The sequence below is a fragment of the Pseudoalteromonas sp. ASV78 genome (genome assembly GCF_047806705.1).
GTDB lineage: Bacteria > Pseudomonadota > Gammaproteobacteria > Enterobacterales > Alteromonadaceae > Pseudoalteromonas > Pseudoalteromonas prydzensis_A.
Map to the genome: position 1 here is coordinate 3,423,817 of NZ_JBLOPA010000001.1, position 14,899 is coordinate 3,438,715.

The 14,899-nt window shown below is 36.0% G+C and carries 18 protein-coding genes and 1 pseudogene; 16 read left to right on the forward strand and 3 right to left on the reverse strand.

Features of this window, described 5'->3' with window-relative positions:
* Positions 1-86: 86 nt before the first annotated feature.
* The 6 genes from ACMVDV_RS15575 to ACMVDV_RS15600 all read left to right on the forward strand — a co-directional run bounded on the left by ACMVDV_RS15575 (position 87) and on the right by ACMVDV_RS15600 (position 4,554).
* Positions 87-617 carry a hypothetical protein gene (locus tag ACMVDV_RS15575; RefSeq protein ID WP_416158719.1) on the forward strand — a complete coding sequence of 177 codons (531 nt, stop codon included), beginning with the start codon at positions 87-89 and terminating at the stop codon, positions 615-617.
* 15 nt (positions 618-632) lie between these two features.
* On the forward strand, positions 633-965 hold the full coding sequence (locus tag ACMVDV_RS15580; RefSeq protein ID WP_304184010.1) for a hypothetical protein: 333 nt from the start codon (positions 633-635) through the stop codon (positions 963-965).
* Positions 966-992: 27 nt separating this feature from the next.
* Positions 993-1,346, forward strand: coding sequence for a hypothetical protein (locus ACMVDV_RS15585; protein WP_416158720.1), 354 nt, complete (start codon positions 993-995; stop codon positions 1,344-1,346).
* 23 nt (positions 1,347-1,369) lie between these two features.
* Positions 1,370-1,675: a hypothetical protein gene (locus ACMVDV_RS15590; RefSeq protein ID WP_416158721.1), complete on the forward strand. Its 306-nt coding sequence runs from the start codon at positions 1,370-1,372 to the stop codon at positions 1,673-1,675.
* A 42-nt stretch (positions 1,676-1,717) separates the two neighbouring features.
* Positions 1,718-2,077: a hypothetical protein gene (locus ACMVDV_RS15595; protein ID WP_416158722.1), complete on the forward strand. Its 360-nt coding sequence runs from the start codon at positions 1,718-1,720 to the stop codon at positions 2,075-2,077.
* 212 nt (positions 2,078-2,289) lie between these two features.
* On the forward strand, positions 2,290-4,554 hold the full coding sequence (locus ACMVDV_RS15600; RefSeq protein WP_416158723.1) for a zinc dependent phospholipase C family protein: 2,265 nt from the start codon (positions 2,290-2,292) through the stop codon (positions 4,552-4,554).
* Positions 4,555-5,252: 698 nt separating this feature from the next.
* Here ACMVDV_RS15600 and ACMVDV_RS15605 read toward each other — a convergent pair.
* Positions 5,253-5,447 (reverse strand): transposase family protein, encoded by a 195-nt coding sequence (locus ACMVDV_RS15605; RefSeq protein ID WP_416158724.1) that lies wholly within the window; start codon positions 5,445-5,447, stop codon positions 5,253-5,255.
* Between the two features lie 191 nt (positions 5,448-5,638).
* On the opposite strand from ACMVDV_RS15605, the pseudogene istA reads away from it, so the two are divergent.
* The 3 genes and pseudogenes from istA to ACMVDV_RS15620 all read left to right on the forward strand — a co-directional run bounded on the left by istA (position 5,639) and on the right by ACMVDV_RS15620 (position 8,584).
* Positions 5,639-7,190 (forward strand): annotated as a pseudogene (gene istA, locus ACMVDV_RS15610) (IS21 family transposase).
* An 11-nt stretch (positions 7,191-7,201) separates the two neighbouring features.
* Positions 7,202-7,957 carry an IS21-like element helper ATPase IstB gene (istB, locus tag ACMVDV_RS15615; RefSeq protein WP_416158725.1) on the forward strand — a complete coding sequence of 252 codons (756 nt, stop codon included), beginning with the start codon at positions 7,202-7,204 and terminating at the stop codon, positions 7,955-7,957.
* Positions 7,958-8,233: 276 nt separating this feature from the next.
* Positions 8,234-8,584 carry a hypothetical protein gene (locus ACMVDV_RS15620; protein ID WP_416158726.1) on the forward strand — a complete coding sequence of 117 codons (351 nt, stop codon included), beginning with the start codon at positions 8,234-8,236 and terminating at the stop codon, positions 8,582-8,584.
* 534 nt (positions 8,585-9,118) lie between these two features.
* Here the strand turns inward: ACMVDV_RS15620 and ACMVDV_RS15625 are convergent.
* Positions 9,119-10,156, reverse strand: a complete 1,038-nt coding sequence (locus ACMVDV_RS15625) for an IS110 family transposase (protein ID WP_416157920.1) — start codon at positions 10,154-10,156, stop codon at positions 9,119-9,121.
* A gap of 155 nt (positions 10,157-10,311) precedes the next feature.
* Between ACMVDV_RS15625 and ACMVDV_RS15630 the strand changes: the two genes are divergently transcribed.
* The 6 genes from ACMVDV_RS15630 to ACMVDV_RS15655 all read left to right on the forward strand — a co-directional run bounded on the left by ACMVDV_RS15630 (position 10,312) and on the right by ACMVDV_RS15655 (position 13,576).
* Positions 10,312-11,151: a transposase gene (locus tag ACMVDV_RS15630; RefSeq protein ID WP_416158727.1), complete on the forward strand. Its 840-nt coding sequence runs from the start codon at positions 10,312-10,314 to the stop codon at positions 11,149-11,151.
* 283 nt (positions 11,152-11,434) lie between these two features.
* Positions 11,435-11,773, forward strand: coding sequence for a hypothetical protein (locus ACMVDV_RS15635; RefSeq protein WP_304184026.1), 339 nt, complete (start codon positions 11,435-11,437; stop codon positions 11,771-11,773).
* 3 nt (positions 11,774-11,776) lie between these two features.
* Positions 11,777-12,133 carry a hypothetical protein gene (locus ACMVDV_RS15640; protein WP_416158728.1) on the forward strand — a complete coding sequence of 119 codons (357 nt, stop codon included), beginning with the start codon at positions 11,777-11,779 and terminating at the stop codon, positions 12,131-12,133.
* Between the two features lie 246 nt (positions 12,134-12,379).
* The gene (locus ACMVDV_RS15645) at positions 12,380-12,700 is read left to right on the forward strand and encodes a hypothetical protein (protein WP_416158729.1); all 321 of its coding nucleotides are present in this window, start codon (positions 12,380-12,382) and stop codon (positions 12,698-12,700) included.
* 175 nt (positions 12,701-12,875) lie between these two features.
* Positions 12,876-13,184 carry a hypothetical protein gene (locus ACMVDV_RS15650; protein WP_416158730.1) on the forward strand — a complete coding sequence of 103 codons (309 nt, stop codon included), beginning with the start codon at positions 12,876-12,878 and terminating at the stop codon, positions 13,182-13,184.
* A 44-nt stretch (positions 13,185-13,228) separates the two neighbouring features.
* On the forward strand, positions 13,229-13,576 hold the full coding sequence (locus ACMVDV_RS15655; protein ID WP_416158731.1) for a hypothetical protein: 348 nt from the start codon (positions 13,229-13,231) through the stop codon (positions 13,574-13,576).
* Positions 13,577-13,705: 129 nt separating this feature from the next.
* On the opposite strand, the gene ACMVDV_RS15660 is transcribed toward ACMVDV_RS15655, so the two are convergent.
* Positions 13,706-14,032: a hypothetical protein gene (locus ACMVDV_RS15660; protein WP_416158732.1), complete on the reverse strand. Its 327-nt coding sequence runs from the start codon at positions 14,030-14,032 to the stop codon at positions 13,706-13,708.
* Between the two features lie 391 nt (positions 14,033-14,423).
* Here ACMVDV_RS15660 and ACMVDV_RS15665 point away from each other — a divergent pair, with 391 nt between their 5' ends.
* Positions 14,424-14,879: a hypothetical protein gene (locus ACMVDV_RS15665; protein ID WP_416158733.1), complete on the forward strand. Its 456-nt coding sequence runs from the start codon at positions 14,424-14,426 to the stop codon at positions 14,877-14,879.
* Positions 14,880-14,899: the final 20 nt, after the last annotated feature.

A 14,899-nucleotide genomic window follows, 5' to 3' on the forward strand; every position in this document is an offset into this window, starting at 1 on the left:
ATTTCTTTCTTTATAATTTCGTCCCTTTGTTAGGCTCATCCTTCAATAGGCATGATTTCCAATATAATTCACGGATTGAATAAAAAATGAATTACTTAAAAAAAATAATAGTTTTATTCACATTAATACTTTTCGGCTGCCAAACACTTACCACTACACCTGTTGAAATAATACTCTCGCCAGAGGTTACTTATACTGGAAAGGGTGCAGGAGCAGGAATTGCACTTATGTCAGCTATGGGGCCTTCTGGTATCGCTATTGGAGCAGCAATTGATGTCGGTATCGGGAAAAAAATTCAAGTAACTATTAATTATCAAAACCTTGAAAGTCGGTTTACATCATTAATCATTCAGCATAATGCCCTGCAATTACAAAACAAAAAAATTCAATTATTGAAAATTAATAAATTCAAGTTTCAATCAGTTTCTGGAGAGAAAGACCCAACAGCAGTCATAATTAATGGCAGTATTACTTTTAGTAATGGTGATATTTACTCATTTGAAAATAAAAAAATCGAAAATGATATCTCTCGACCTTTAGAAAACCTTAAAACAAAAAACCATGTAACTGACGAGCTAATCATCTCTACTCTCAATGATTACTTATCAAAAATATAAACTAAAAGGATACTTATGAAAATTTTAATTTGTATCACTTTAATATTCGCTACATTTACTGTATCTGCAGGGAAAACGTCATCAAGTAAAATAAAACAACTTTATGTGAATGGAAGTTGGGTTATGGCTGAAGTTGATATAACAATGCTTAATGGTAATAACTTCCCTGAACAATGTGCAAGTTCTAGTTGGGTTGCTATAACACCATCTGAACCAGGGTACGAAATTATTACCAGTACGTTAATGCTTGCGTATGCTGCTAATAAAAGTGTTTCTTTTTATGTTACGGGTTGTTCAGGGCAAAATAAAAGTAGTAAAAGAATTACCAGTATATGGGTAAATGATTAAAATATTAATTACAGCGGAAATTATCGAATGAAATTTAAAATTATCTTGCCACTTCTAATCTCAATTTTGAGTACACCAGTTTGGGCAAATCATTATTGTGCAGGCACCATAAAAAATGTGCAGCTAAACCGTGGTGGAGAAGTGTATGCAACAATTAACAATTTAGCATCTAATGCTTTTCTTTGTGATCTCTCTCCTGCTGATGGTGGAAATGATGCTGAATTTTGTAAAGCGTTATATAGCAGCTTGCTTTTAGCACAAACTACACAGCAAAACGTAACCTTTTGGTTTGATATCGACACAGATAAAAGTTGTAGTAAAGGTGATTGGGTCAATCTTTATAAAAACCATGGCCTCTATCATTTTAAGCTAGGTGATTAATTAATAATAAGGTAGATGAATAAATGATAAAAAATATAATCGCGATTTTGATGACATTCACTTTTTTTAGTACTCAGGCTGTAGCAACAGTAGGGCAAACTGTCGACCAAATATTTTATTGTGGCGATGATTTTGCAATTCATACTGATGCAGGAAATTGGTATGTAGTCCTAAAGTCAGTCGTTGGTGAAAAAAAGCAGGATCATTTTTTATCTATGGCGATGTTTTCAATGACAACAGGTAGTAAAACAGCGCAATTTTTTCTGGGTGAGCCATTAAGTAATTGGTGTGGTAAAAAATTTTTTACCAATTATCTCCTTCAGTATTAAAACTAATAGTCCTAAATAAATTATCATAAAGAGATTTTTATAATGAATATTTTAAGTAAATTATTACTAGTAAGTTTTCTTTTTTTACTTCCAAGTACAGTTAAAGCCGCATGGCTTAATTCAACTGGCGAAATTGAAACGTTAATTTTATATAGGCAAAACCAAATTTTAGTGAAATTAAAAGGTAACAATGGAGCCCCTGTAGCTGCCTGTAGTAATAAAGAACACTTTATAATACCCGCTTCATATTCAGAAGAATCGCGCAATAGAATGTATAGTACTTTATTAGCTGCAAAAATGGCGGGTGTACCAGCATCAATCTCATACAGTGAGGTAGATAATTGTGATGCTTGGGGTGCAACTCCAAATGTTTACAGAAAAATAACGCGAATAACGTTTTAAGGATTAAAATAATATATTGGTATTATGATTTTTAGGGTATCTATAATTAAAGTTGCTAAAATGATTTTCTCGGATCTAATTGAGAATATTGGATGTTTCATAGTGGTTAAATTGTTTCAACTGGTTGTAACGCCGTGTTGTTGCTCACTAAGCTGTGAAAGTTAATCTTTTTTGTGCCAAACCTCTAGTTATACAAGGTAAGTGTAATAAGTATGAATTTAAATGTAATAATAAGTATTTTAATTGGTTTCCTAGTTTCACAACCCATATCAGCATTTGAACTAAAAACCCATCTCTACATTGCTGAGGAGGTATACAGAGATCTTGCTGATGATAGACGCCTAACTATTTCTCCTTTTGGTTCTTTTGCTGTCGATGCCAAGATTGTAGACTCCATTCTTTCAAACAAAGCGGCTTTTTTATACGGTAACTTGGGGCCGGATGTAGTTCCTGATTTTGTTGGAGGACAGGCAACGGCTCATACTAGCGTAGGTAATGGGTGGGTGACAGATGATTGGCTTAAATTTACGCAGCCACAGGAAGTTGCTACAAGTGAATGGTATGCATTTCATAAAGGGTATTTAAATCATGCCGCCAGTGATGTATTTGCGCATACTTATGTTAATACTTATGCTGGTGGTATTTTTGATTTAAGTGATAGTTCTGATTTTTCTATCGAGATGCGCCATAAAATGATAGAAAAATATATCTCTCAATATCAACCATATTCTGTTTCACAGGATTGGTCTGATCCACTCTTTAGTAATAACTCAAGCTTACTTAAACAAATAGAAAATAAGTTTATTAAAAATCATGAAGCAGCAAATCAATATGAACTGACGGGTATTTCAAGTTATCTTGCTGATATGAGGAAATACCGTAATGATGTAGCAAAAATGGCTACTCCGTTAGAGTTAATAAAATCAGCACTTAAATCTGAATTACAATCTGCTTATAGTAGAAAAGCTTATTATGAATTGATAGCTGATAAGTTTGAACAAATTCACGAACAGCAGTTTAAAGAAAAAGAAAAAAGTTTACTTAATTTATCAAAAAAATTTGAAGAAGTTGCTAAACTAGCAGACTGTGCAGTGTTTTTTCCTAATGACCCTAGTGCAAAAAAAGCTGGCCTATGCGCATCTAAAAAGGAAATAGAAGCTGCAATTTTAAAAAAAGCGGGTGTAGATAAAGAGCTGGAAGCGCTTGCTAGTGGTGCCATTAACTTTATAGAAGGTAATTTAGAGGAATTTTATAATGATCACCCAGAATTAAAAGAGTTAGTTAACCCAGGCTCTACAAAAAGTGATTTTCAAGGACCTTTACAATATTATACTCAAAATGAAGTTGTACAGCTTTTGGCTATTACTACGGCAGCTATAGTATTTGGTGAACAAATTAACTTAGAATTACTTGCTTTTAATGCTGTGACATTAACTTTTCAGAAAGAATCTATAGATAAAGCAATAGAGAAATATGTCGAAGCTAATGCTTTAACCGCTAGAGATATATCTAATGGTAAAAAGCTAGTAACTAGCCTGACACATTTAAATAAATGGCTTTCATGTTACGGTCCGGTTTTTACTTTTGAATATGGTGGTGTTGTTCCACCTAGCTGTACAGTTGCAGAAAAAACAATTAAACTTAAAAATGAGCTTGAGAAAAAAATTAAGCAAGAAATAATTAACAATGCAGGATCGAACACTCAAAAATTTATAGATTTTTATGCAACAATCCAAGAAACAAAAACAGAATTAAATAGATTGGCTACTACCTTAGGAAAAAATATTATTCTAAGTATTTTAACTAAGGAGCAGAAAGATATTATCAAAATTTTGACATCACCTTCATCAGATCAGGGGATTAATGCCTTATTTTCGCAAAGCGGTTATGAGGATTTATTAAGAATTCCAGATATATCTACCCGTCTAAAATCTGATATGGATCTGCGCTTAGATAACACATTTAATCCTGATACTTTTTCACCGGTTTATAATGCTATTAAACTGTCGAAATTATCGTTACTTAATGAATCTGAAATAAATAGGTTAGAGGTTTTGGCCGGAGCTTCAGCAATAACTGATTCATTAGCTCATTATAAAGGGCAATATTCAATTATTTATTCTTGGATTGCATCCTTAGACGGTAATCATCAGTGGATGCCTATATCACCAAAATTGCCACGTTCTCAAGGAGTTAATTATCCTTTGTCTGAGACCCAAAGAAGTTTCAGTTTGTATGGTGGCTTAGGTTGGTGGAATTCAGAAGCGCATAAGAATAAGCTATTTGAAAAACTTTTCAAAGGACCTTCAAACGCTAGTATAGAGTCACCAATTTATATGGGGCTACCTGCCCTTCTCCCTAGAGAGTCAGCTAGAAGAAATTGTTATTCAGATCCTTTCCCAAGACATGGCAATGAGTTTGAAACGTGTAGTACGATTGCTGATTGGTTAATACCTGTATTACATATCTTATTATAAAAATATGGTGGCGAGGTTAGGTCCTGAGGGCTCCCTCAGGGCCTAACCCCTTTGGTGTTTTTCAATTGAAATGCAACAGATTGGGGTCACCCATTAGGAAGTTCCGGCCAAGCAGGCAGCCGTATTTTCTTGATCTTTTATTCAAAAAACCAAGTATTCTTATTTTTTAAACTCACTTTAAATATGACTATGCATCCAGTAATGACGTCGATTGGTGTGAATATGCACCAGTCACCCATAAGCAGGTAATAAGCAGGTAAATAGTGTCAGGTCTTTCTTCTTGCCTTTTTGTTAGTTGCGGCTAATCTTTAGATATTAATTTATACAAATTGATAGGTGAAAAGATGGCTAGGCCTCTCAGATTAGAGTTTGCGGGTGCGTTATATCACATAACTTCACGGGGTAATGAAAGAAAACCTACCTATCTAGATGAATCAGATTTTGAGGGGTTTTTAACAATCTTAGGAGACGTTTGTGAGCGCTATAATTGGGGGAAGAGAGGGGTCACCCATTAGAAAGTTCCAGTCAAGCAGGCAGCTGTGTTTTCTTGATCTTTTTATTCAAAAAACCAAGTGTTCTTATTTTTTAAACTCAATTTAAATATGACTATGCATCCAGTAATGGCGTCGATTGGTGTGAATATGCACAATTGTGTCATGGCGAGGGATACCTTGCTCAAGGGGAACATACTTCCTGAGTCAATCTAATCTATCATGACCAAAGTCTTCAATATCCTCCCAACCTTGACAACCAGAAACAACAGCGCTGACAGCTAAGAATATGATATCAAAAAGCTTGTGAACAACTTTACCCTGCTGGCGAGGGTCATCAATTGATTCGAAATATTTAAATAACTGAATGTCAGCCTGCATATTCTCTTCAGCTTTGATCACCCAATGGCATTAACTTTGATCACTTATTCTCATTAAGCTTTGATCACGAAAATCACTCGATAATGATCACTTTTGTGTTCTTAATGATTTTGCCGATCAAAGCTTAATGCCACTCCTCACCGAGTTCACGTTTTATCATTTTTGTAGGTATGTTAAACCGTTATCTAAATCATTTGATGAGGATAACAATAATGTCAACAAGACCTATATCTATGAGTAAATTACATGCTATTTTACGGCTGAAATATTCAGCAAAATTATCCCATCGAGAGATTGCCAGAAGCTTAACTATCTCCCCTGGCACTGTGGCTAATTACGTTAAAAAGGCCAATGAGTTAGGCTTAAACCAATGGCCGTTACCTGAAGATAAACAACACGGTACTTTTCTTAATACAAAAATCAGGGACTTCTCAACCCGTCAAAAAAGATACCCAACACCTGACTGGCTCACCATCAATAAGGATTTAAAGCAGCACAAACATTTGACGTTGCAGTTAGTATTCGATGAATTGCGTGAGAAAGTCGGTGAGCCTTATTACAGCTATAGCCACTTCTGCCGCGCCTACCGGCAATGGGTGGGAAAACAACGGTTGTCGATGCGTCAAGCATCATAAAGGCGGTGAAAAGCTGTTTGTGGATTATTGTGGCCCCACGCTGACCATCACGTGCCCTACAACACAGGAGACATGACCTGCTCAAGTGTTTGTTGCCGTGCTCGGCGCATCAAATTATACCTATGCTGAGGCAACGTATAGCCAACAACTTGAAGATTGGGTGATGAGTCATGCCCGTTGCTTTGCATTTTTAGGTGGTGTGCCTGAACTTGTTATTCCCGACAACTTAAAAAGTGCCGTTAGTAAACCCTGTCGCTACGAGCCTGATTTAAACCCCACGTATCATCAATTAGCCGAGTATTTTAATGTCGCTGTCATACCCGCTAGACCTTATAAACCTAAAGATAAATCGAAGGCTGAAGTCGGTGTACAAATTGTTGAGCGTTGGATCATGGCACGTCTGCGTAACCAAACCTTCTACAGCTTAGCGCACCTAAATCAAGAAATAGCAAAGCTACTTGATGTAATGAACAATAAGGTGATGAAGCAATATCAACAGTCACGTAAACAGCTATTTGATAGGGTGGATAAAAGCGCATTAAAGCCATTGCCTGAAAAGCCTTATCACTATACACAAATCAAAACGGTGCGAGTACACATTGATTATCATGTTGAAATAGAAAAACATTATTACAGTGTGCCGTATCAGTGGGTTAAGAAACAATTACGCGCACACATAACCAATCAGCTAGTACAGCTTTATCATGACGATACCTTAATCGCACAGCATCCGCGCTCACATCGTTTAAGTGGGCATACAACACAGTCTCATCATATGCCTCTAGCGCATCAAAAACAGCATGAGCAGTCACCGATAAATTTACGCTCATGGGCATTAAGTATCGGGGAGTATACCCACCAAGTTATTGAGTTACAGCTCAGTGGACGGCGTCACCCCGAGCACGCTTATCGCGCCTGTTTAGGGGTGTTAAGTTTAGCTAAAATCTATTCAAAAGAGCGGCTTGAGCAAGCGTGCTATCGCGCAATCATAATGAATACGACCACACTCAAATCAATAAAGCAGATGCTGAAGAAAGGGTTGGATCAACAACCGTTACCCACACAGCAAACAGAGCCAGAAAAGCCAATTAAGCATGGCAACATACGCGGCACACAGTATTACCATTAAGGAAATGAATCATGATAGACACCATTAACCAGCAACTTCAACTACTCAAGTTATCGGGTATAAAGCAAGCACTCAAGCAGCAGCTTGAACAGCCAAATCTATATCAAGAGCAAAGCTTTATAGAGCGCATCAGTTTATTGCTAACACATGAAATTGACACGCGTGAGCAAAGAAAAATCGACCGGCTCGTGCGACATGCTAAATTCCGCTTACCGGCTCAGTTAAATCAACTGATTTACTCACCGGCACGTAATATAGAAAAAGCACAGATACGTAACTTAAGCCAAAATAGCTGGCTGAACTTACATCAAAATATCTTAATCACCGGGGCAACAGGCTGTGGAAAAACATACCTTGCGTGTGCCTTAGGACATGAGCACTGCCTACAAGGAAAAAGTGTTTACTATATTCGATTAAAAGAACTACTCGAAAGCCTGTTTCTAGCACAAGCAGATGGTAGTTACCGAAAATTACTAGCGAAGCTAATAAAGTATGATCTACTGATCTTAGACGACTGGGGGCTTGAACCACTGAGTGCGCAGCAACGAGGTGACTTACTCGAATTAATCGATGCGCGGTATGGGTATAAATCACACATAATTATAAGCCAGCTCCCGCAGGAAAACTGGCATGAGATGATCGGAGAATCAACCCATGCTGACGCCATTTTAGATAGGCTAATTCATGGTTCGATTAAGTTGAACTTAAAAGGAGAATCGATACGAAAACAGTTAAATAAATTGACTGATGATGATCAGTTAAGCTAATTTAAAAACGGCTCTACAAAATGATAAATCAGGTGATCAAAGCTGATGAGAATCGGTGATCAAAGTCATGAGAATACGCAGTCAGCCATAGGGATGCTCCTTAAAAGGAGTATAAGATCATACTTTTAAGTCAAGGTAAAGTTCGTGATCTTGCCCTGATTATATAGGAAAGTATATACACATTCTAAATTGATGGTACAGCAAGTCAAATAAAGCCCGTCTCAATTTTTAAATTAATGGTAGTATAATCTTTTTAATTTAATACAAAGACTAATTATGCTTTTTTACAAAAAATGTTACCTCTTTTTTGTGGTGTTTTTATTTTCTGCTAAGATTTTAGCGGGAGAGGTTCAAAATGGTGAAATCCAAAGGGTAATGGTAGACACTTCGCTTGGCAATAAAATTTTCTTAGTTATAGATTCTAATGATGAAACTAAAGCAAGTTGTCATAAAAATTCTAAATGGAGTTATGTCTTTCCTTTAACTGAAGAGCCTTCCAACAAGACGTTGGCTAACTTTATACTAACAGCTCATGTAACAAAAACTAAAGTAATGGCTATAGGTACTGGCGAGTGCTCGAGCTTTAACGAGTTGGAGACGCTTAAACGAATTGAAATATTAAGGTGATTTGTAGTTACAAATAGAGATTGATGATATTTAATTTGCTAGCTGTAACTGATTCGTAGTTTTTGGAAGAGTAGGGTCATGGAAGAATAGGGTCACCCATTAGAAAGTTCCGGTCAAGCAGGCAGTTGTGTTTTCTTGATCTTTTTATTCAAAAAACCAAGTGTTGTTACTTTTTAAACTCACTTTAAATATGACTATGCATCCAGTAATGACGTCGATTGGTGTGAATATGCACCAGTCACCCATATGAATTTAGGCGTTTTAATTAAGCATCATTGATGATTAATTAGGCCCTTGGCTTTCGCCTCAGTCATCGTTTAGTGCCAATGTCTGTCCAGTTTTTGGCAGCGCATACGTACTGCGCAATAACAAATCTGTGGCTTATGTTTACACATAACCAACCCTTTGTGGCTCAGACAGTGGGCATACCCAACATTTAAATATGAGCGGTTAACGTGCAGGCTCAATCAGATCTGATGGTTTTACCAACCCCATTATTAACTCAACACGTTAACCTAATTCATTTCATAGTCGCTAAGAAAAAGCCTTGTGTTCATCAAATGGGACATTGTCTTTCAGCACGTGGTAACACGCTCTTGCGAGTTTATGTGCAACCGTTTTAATCGCGATAACTTGGTTTGTTTTAGCCAACTTTCGTTGATAATATTTTTTGATTGTCGGGTTATATCGAATGGCAAAGTTAGCGGCCTCAGTAAACGCCCACGCTAAGTATCGATTGCCATTTTTTTGGTTTGTAGCGCCTTTCTTCTTTCCATTGCTGTATCTTGCACCTTTAACGCATCGACAATACGAGGAAAAATTACCTGGACTATCAAAACGTTTAATTGTGCCTGTCTCTAACATAATGGTCAGTGCTAAAGTATTCCCAACCCCATCGATACTGGTTAGGTTTATAAATTCAGGGGAGAGTGATGTTTGCTGTAAAATAGCGCCCTCTATTGCATTTATTTGCTGTTGAGCACAGCGTATCAATGTGAGGTTAGAAATGACCGACAGTGCTGTATTCGCTGAACTGAAATCTGTGTATACCTGCTCAACATTTACGCCTTTTCTGATAGCAGCCATTTGTTTTATTTTGTTGCTACTGAGTTTGTAGCCAAGGTGTCGCATGTAACAGCTTTGCACTGATAATAAGTTTTTAGTGGATTGTTGAACAATGTCCATTCGTTTACGCATTAAGTCGCGAACAGCTCTGAGTTCTCGGGGGTAAATGTAGCCCTCAGGCAAAATGTTTAGACGTAGCATTTCAGCCAACCAACGTGCATCACTATGATCATCAGCATGTTTTAAGCCTGAATATTGTTGGATTGCAGCGGGGTTTGCTAAGTGAAGTTTAAATTCTGCATCCATTAATGCATCAACTAACCAATACCAATTAAAGGTTGATTCGACAACAAGCCCTGTTAACTTGTCTTTATAAGGGGTTAGAAAAGATAAAATGACAGACATGTCATTATTTAAACGCTTAACGGTAAGCGTTTCACCTTGTTCATTAATGATAGCAATAACACTATTATTTGAATGCAAGTCAATTCCACCATATAGTTTCATACCAAGCTCCTCGGATTCAGTTTATGTTTTGGTCAACACAACTGTATCGAAAAACTCGGGGAGCTTTCTATATGATTATCAGGTCTTTCTTCTTGCTTTTTGTTGGTTGCGGCTAATTTTTAGATATTAATTTATACAAATTGATAGGTGAAAAGATGGCTAGGCCTCTCAGATTAGAGTTTGCGGGTGCGTTATATCACATAACTTCGCGGGGTAATGAAAGAAAGCCTATCTATTTAGATGAATCAGATTTTGAGGGGTTTTTAAAAATCCTAGGAGATGTATGTGAACGTTATAACTGGGTGATCCATTCTTTTTGCTTAATGACCAATCATTACCATTTATTAGTCGAAACGCCGGATGCGAATTTAAGCAAAGGGATGCGGCAATTAAATGGTGTATATACGCAATGGTTTAATAGAAAACATCGACGAGTAGGGCATTTATTCCAAGGGCGTTATAAGGCAATTTTGGTTGATAAGGATGCATATTTATTAGAGCTAAATAGGTATATTGTTTTAAACCCAATTAGAGCGAAAATGGCCGATAGTCTATCGGAGTGGCCTTGGAGTAGCTGGAATTATGTAATGGGTCAAGAGCCTATTCCCCAATGGCTTGAGGTAGATAAAATGTTACTGCAATTTGCAAAGTATAAAACAATAGCCAGGCGAAAGTTTGCGCAGTTTGTAGAGCAAGGAAAAGGGGTGGGTCCTTGGGGAAATATTTCAAATCAGGTATTTTTAGGTAGTGCTGAGTTTGTAAAGGAGCATTTAGAATTACTTAAAGAGCAGGAAGGCGATTTATCGGAAGTACCTCAAAAGCAAAGGCGCAGAGCAGCGTTATCATTAACAGAATATGCTCAACAGTGTAGTAATCGTAATGATGCCATAAGAGCTGCTTATGCATCCGGTGGGTATACGTTGAAAGAGGTTGGCGATTATTTTCAGCTGCATTATTCTCGAGTAAGCAAGATAGTGGCAAAAAGAAAGACCTGACCATTGCGGTTTGGAGTATGAAAAAATAGCTCTTCAGCTGTGGTAATAGATCACAGAACTATTGCTAAACCTGTTTTGTAGTTTGTGAAACCATCTATCAGCGCACTGTGAATTTCTGCAAATTACTTTATTTAAATTGTGAAGAACAGCTTAAATAGTAAATACAGTTTAATAATTAATTTATGGTATTGATTTATTAGGAACATTTAATGCTTTAAAGTTGAAATTTCTCTTTGTGTATGTAAATATTCGCTTAATAAATTATATTAATATGGAATTTACCATGGAACGGTATTTGTTACCTTTTCTGTTTCTTTTTTCAAGTTTCGTCTTTGCAGGCTCTGATACATCGACTACTAAGATAAAACAATTATATGTGAACGCCTATTGGGTAATGGCAGAAGTAGAAGTTGATATTATTGGTGGTCGGAATAATTTACCTTCTGAATGTAGAAACTCTCCGTTTGTAGCTATTACCCCCACTGATGCTGGCTATGACATTATTACGACTACATTAATGATGGCTTATGCTGCAAACAAAACAGTTAGATTTTGGGTCGAAGGCTGTTCGGGTCAAAATCGACAACAGATTAAAATCATTAGTGTAAGAGTTTATGGCTAAGTTATGTTAAAAAAAACAATCCTTTTTAGTTTCTTAATTGCTGCTTTTTCTTCGAGTGCAAAAAACCTCAATTGTTCTGCGACAGTTTTAGATGTTCAAGTAGACAAAACAGGGCGTGTTTATGCTTATCTCAAAGGTATAGCTAGGGATGCATATTTATGTGATTTGACCCCTGAAAATGGAGAAAATGAAGTAGAGTTTTGTAAGACTGTTTACAGTACTTTATTGGTTGCGATGACCACTAAAAATAATGTCATGCTTTGGTTTAACAAAAATACTAACGAAGAGTGTGCTAAAAGTAGCTGGGCTAATTTATACAGTGATCATGGATTTTATCATCTTAGATTGAAGAGTTATTAATTAAATTTGCTATATTCTCCTATCCTCTTGGTGAACCATTAGATAAGTAATACAGGACAGGCACAAACTTTTGCAGCAGGAAAATCAGTACAAGGTTCTAAATATTTGCTTTTCACAGATTGATTTTAAAGTCAGTCTCTCTTGTCTTCAATTGAGAAAAATAAAATTATACTTATATTTATTATAGAGATAGATGTGAGCATATGTTTTATTTCTATTTAAATAACTAATAGTTAGGAACTGGTTGTGCGGAAAATTTATTCAAAAATTTTATTTGCTATTGTATTTATTGCATCGGTTAATGTCAGCGCCGCTGTAGAATTTCAAGGGCAAGTAACAGGTATTTTTGCTGAAGGTGGCATAGTAAGAGCTACTATCTGCAGCTCTGCAAGTAATTGTAAGAGCTTTTGGCTAAAACCTGAAAATGATTATTCTAATACTATTTTTGCAATGTTATTAAGCGCTAAAATTTCAAAAAATGATGTATGGATTCAAGGCTATGATAATCCTGTATCGGAATGGCCGTATAATGGTGCTTATAAATTCGCATCCCTACATTTAAGATAATAGATTAAATCAGCAGGGTAGGCTCCTTTTATCTACAGTCTGAGTGTGAAAAGACTGCTTTGAACTGTTAAATCCATTGAAATTAGAGTTTATGGATGCTTTATATCACGTAGCTTTATGCAATGAATGGAAGTTCATTATAGTGAGTAATCAGGTTTTATTTTTATAGAAATAGATGAAAAAAGTTTTATTATTATGTGTATTTTTACCGTTAAAGTCTTTTGCAATCGAGTGTCACTACGATTCAGTAGAGGCGATACAAGTACATAAAACAACCGTTTTAGCGTATTTTAAAAAAGATGGTGTTAGTATTTGGAAGTATATTGGCCCGCACAGCAATGCTGCAACTAGTTCATATCAATCTTTATTACAGCAAGCCATAGCAACATCAACACCTATGGTTTTACGATATCTAGCAGATGATTATGACTGTTTGAAAACTGATTACAACAATGAACCAGAAATGCTTAGGCTTTATAAATAAAGTTAATAGTAGAATGATTAAAAACTTTTTAGGATAAAGATGTTATGAAGTTAAAAGTATTATTTGCAGTGCTTATTTTATCAAGTAATACAGCGTTTGCTGCACATACTTGCGAAGGAAAAATAACAACAGTTGATATAAGGGATAACGGGGCATTGCAAATTAGTGTGGATACAATTGGTAGTAGTAACTTTTTTTGTAATATCACAAATAAAAGCGGTACGATAGGGGCTGATACATGCAAAGCCATGTATAGTATGGCCTTAACTGCATTTATGGCAAGTAAAAAAGTTACCTTGTGGTTTAATAAAGACGATAATACGGTTTGCAAAAAAGGTGATTGGACTAACTTGCAGGAGCATGGTTTTTATTATTTACGTATGTCAAATTGATTAATTTGTTTAATAGCATGCTCGCTTTGTGACAAAGTAGTTTTAAATAGAGTGATATGTTTGTTGTACTGCTACAAACTCATCAGCCAAAGGAGCTTTACCTTAGACTGATGAGTACTTACCAACTAATTAGATTTTGTTTAGCGTTGCAAAGCTAAAGGTAGGAAAGTCAGAAAAACAACCAGATTCCCAAAAAGTTACACTTTTTCCTGTGGAATGAGCCGTTAGCAATATTGATAAAATAGCCTTCCCGCTTGGATCTGTTGTGCCATCCCAACGAAAGGAATTGTCATTAGATGGGCAGTTACTTTTTATTGGTTCTTCTACGTAAACGAAACAAGCGTTAGTTTGTTTATGGCAGCCTATTTTATGAATCTTTGTTGTTAAGGTGTTAGCCTTTGCCGAAAGAGTAAAAAATAATAAGATTAATAAAGAGAAGATCTTTATTTTATGCATTATATTTCCTATTTGTGGTTATGTTTAGTTATTTTATTTGATATTAACGTCGAATTCAATATCAATACCTACTGAGAGAAGTTGCGTATATTTTCATATATTAAAGTATTTATCTGTTTTAGGGAAACTGAAAAATAGTTGAAAAACCATGCAGCTCAGATAATACGTATGTGCTTAACTTTTTCGTTTTTTGAATTCAATTAATACCCAGTCTGGTTTTGTTCGATTATTGCTCCCTTTTACTACCACTCTATAAAAATTACCCTGTTAGTTGTAACTTATACGAGTTCAAGTGATAGGGTTTTAATACGTATTTGTTTTAATTTAACTTTTTAGTGGCATGTTTTTAGCAACAGATTTGTTACTAGGCTTAATTAAGTAAGGAACGCACATGCAAGTTAAAACAATACAAGAAGTGTACGACTGGACTGTACTATTTCATACTCAAATGGCGGCAAACTTTTTTAGTCTCAGAGACGAGTTGGCAGAGCATAACCGAATGCTGGCAGATTATTTTGTTAGGTACGAAAAAAAGTTGGCTGAGGATTTAGTTGGTTTTAAAGCTATCACCGAGATCAATGCCTTAGATACTTATTGTTACGAGTACTTTGCTGAAAATTCTGAACTGATTAATTTTACTGATTTAAATCGCGATACGCGTGTTGATGAGCAAGCCATGCAAGGTTATATATCAGATCAGCACCAAAAAGTGATCAATCTTTATCAATATTTATTTAGCCGAGCAGAAACGCCGGCCGGTAAAGAGAAGCTAGCGCAATTATTGGAGCTTGAGCATCAAGGGTTAAAGCAAATGATGCAAAGCGCTAATCGTCATATGGATATGTAGTAGAGAGTAACTCGCGTTAC

Excerpts from the sequence above, each read along its gene's own strand:
- ACMVDV_RS15660 (WP_416158732.1), bottom strand. The coding sequence starts at position 14,032 with ATGCATAAAATAAAGATCTTCTCTTTATTAATCTTATTATTTTTTACT.
- ACMVDV_RS15635 (WP_304184026.1), top strand. The coding sequence starts at position 11,435 with ATGGAACGGTATTTGTTACCTTTTCTGTTTCTTTTTTCAAGTTTCGTC.
- ACMVDV_RS15575 (WP_416158719.1), top strand. The coding sequence starts at position 87 with ATGAATTACTTAAAAAAAATAATAGTTTTATTCACATTAATACTTTTC.
- ACMVDV_RS15595 (WP_416158722.1), top strand. The coding sequence starts at position 1,718 with ATGAATATTTTAAGTAAATTATTACTAGTAAGTTTTCTTTTTTTACTT.
- ACMVDV_RS15620 (WP_416158726.1), top strand. The coding sequence starts at position 8,234 with ATGCTTTTTTACAAAAAATGTTACCTCTTTTTTGTGGTGTTTTTATTT.
- ACMVDV_RS15630 (WP_416158727.1), top strand. The coding sequence starts at position 10,312 with ATGGCTAGGCCTCTCAGATTAGAGTTTGCGGGTGCGTTATATCACATA.
- ACMVDV_RS15665 (WP_416158733.1), top strand. The coding sequence starts at position 14,424 with ATGCAAGTTAAAACAATACAAGAAGTGTACGACTGGACTGTACTATTT.
- ACMVDV_RS15640 (WP_416158728.1), top strand. The coding sequence starts at position 11,777 with ATGTTAAAAAAAACAATCCTTTTTAGTTTCTTAATTGCTGCTTTTTCT.
- ACMVDV_RS15590 (WP_416158721.1), top strand. The coding sequence starts at position 1,370 with ATGATAAAAAATATAATCGCGATTTTGATGACATTCACTTTTTTTAGT.
- ACMVDV_RS15650 (WP_416158730.1), top strand. The coding sequence starts at position 12,876 with ATGAAAAAAGTTTTATTATTATGTGTATTTTTACCGTTAAAGTCTTTT.
- ACMVDV_RS15580 (WP_304184010.1), top strand. The coding sequence starts at position 633 with ATGAAAATTTTAATTTGTATCACTTTAATATTCGCTACATTTACTGTA.
- ACMVDV_RS15625 (WP_416157920.1), bottom strand. The coding sequence starts at position 10,156 with ATGAAACTATATGGTGGAATTGACTTGCATTCAAATAATAGTGTTATT.
- ACMVDV_RS15655 (WP_416158731.1), top strand. The coding sequence starts at position 13,229 with ATGAAGTTAAAAGTATTATTTGCAGTGCTTATTTTATCAAGTAATACA.
- istB (WP_416158725.1), top strand. The coding sequence starts at position 7,202 with ATGATAGACACCATTAACCAGCAACTTCAACTACTCAAGTTATCGGGT.
- ACMVDV_RS15585 (WP_416158720.1), top strand. The coding sequence starts at position 993 with ATGAAATTTAAAATTATCTTGCCACTTCTAATCTCAATTTTGAGTACA.
- ACMVDV_RS15600 (WP_416158723.1), top strand. The coding sequence starts at position 2,290 with ATGAATTTAAATGTAATAATAAGTATTTTAATTGGTTTCCTAGTTTCA.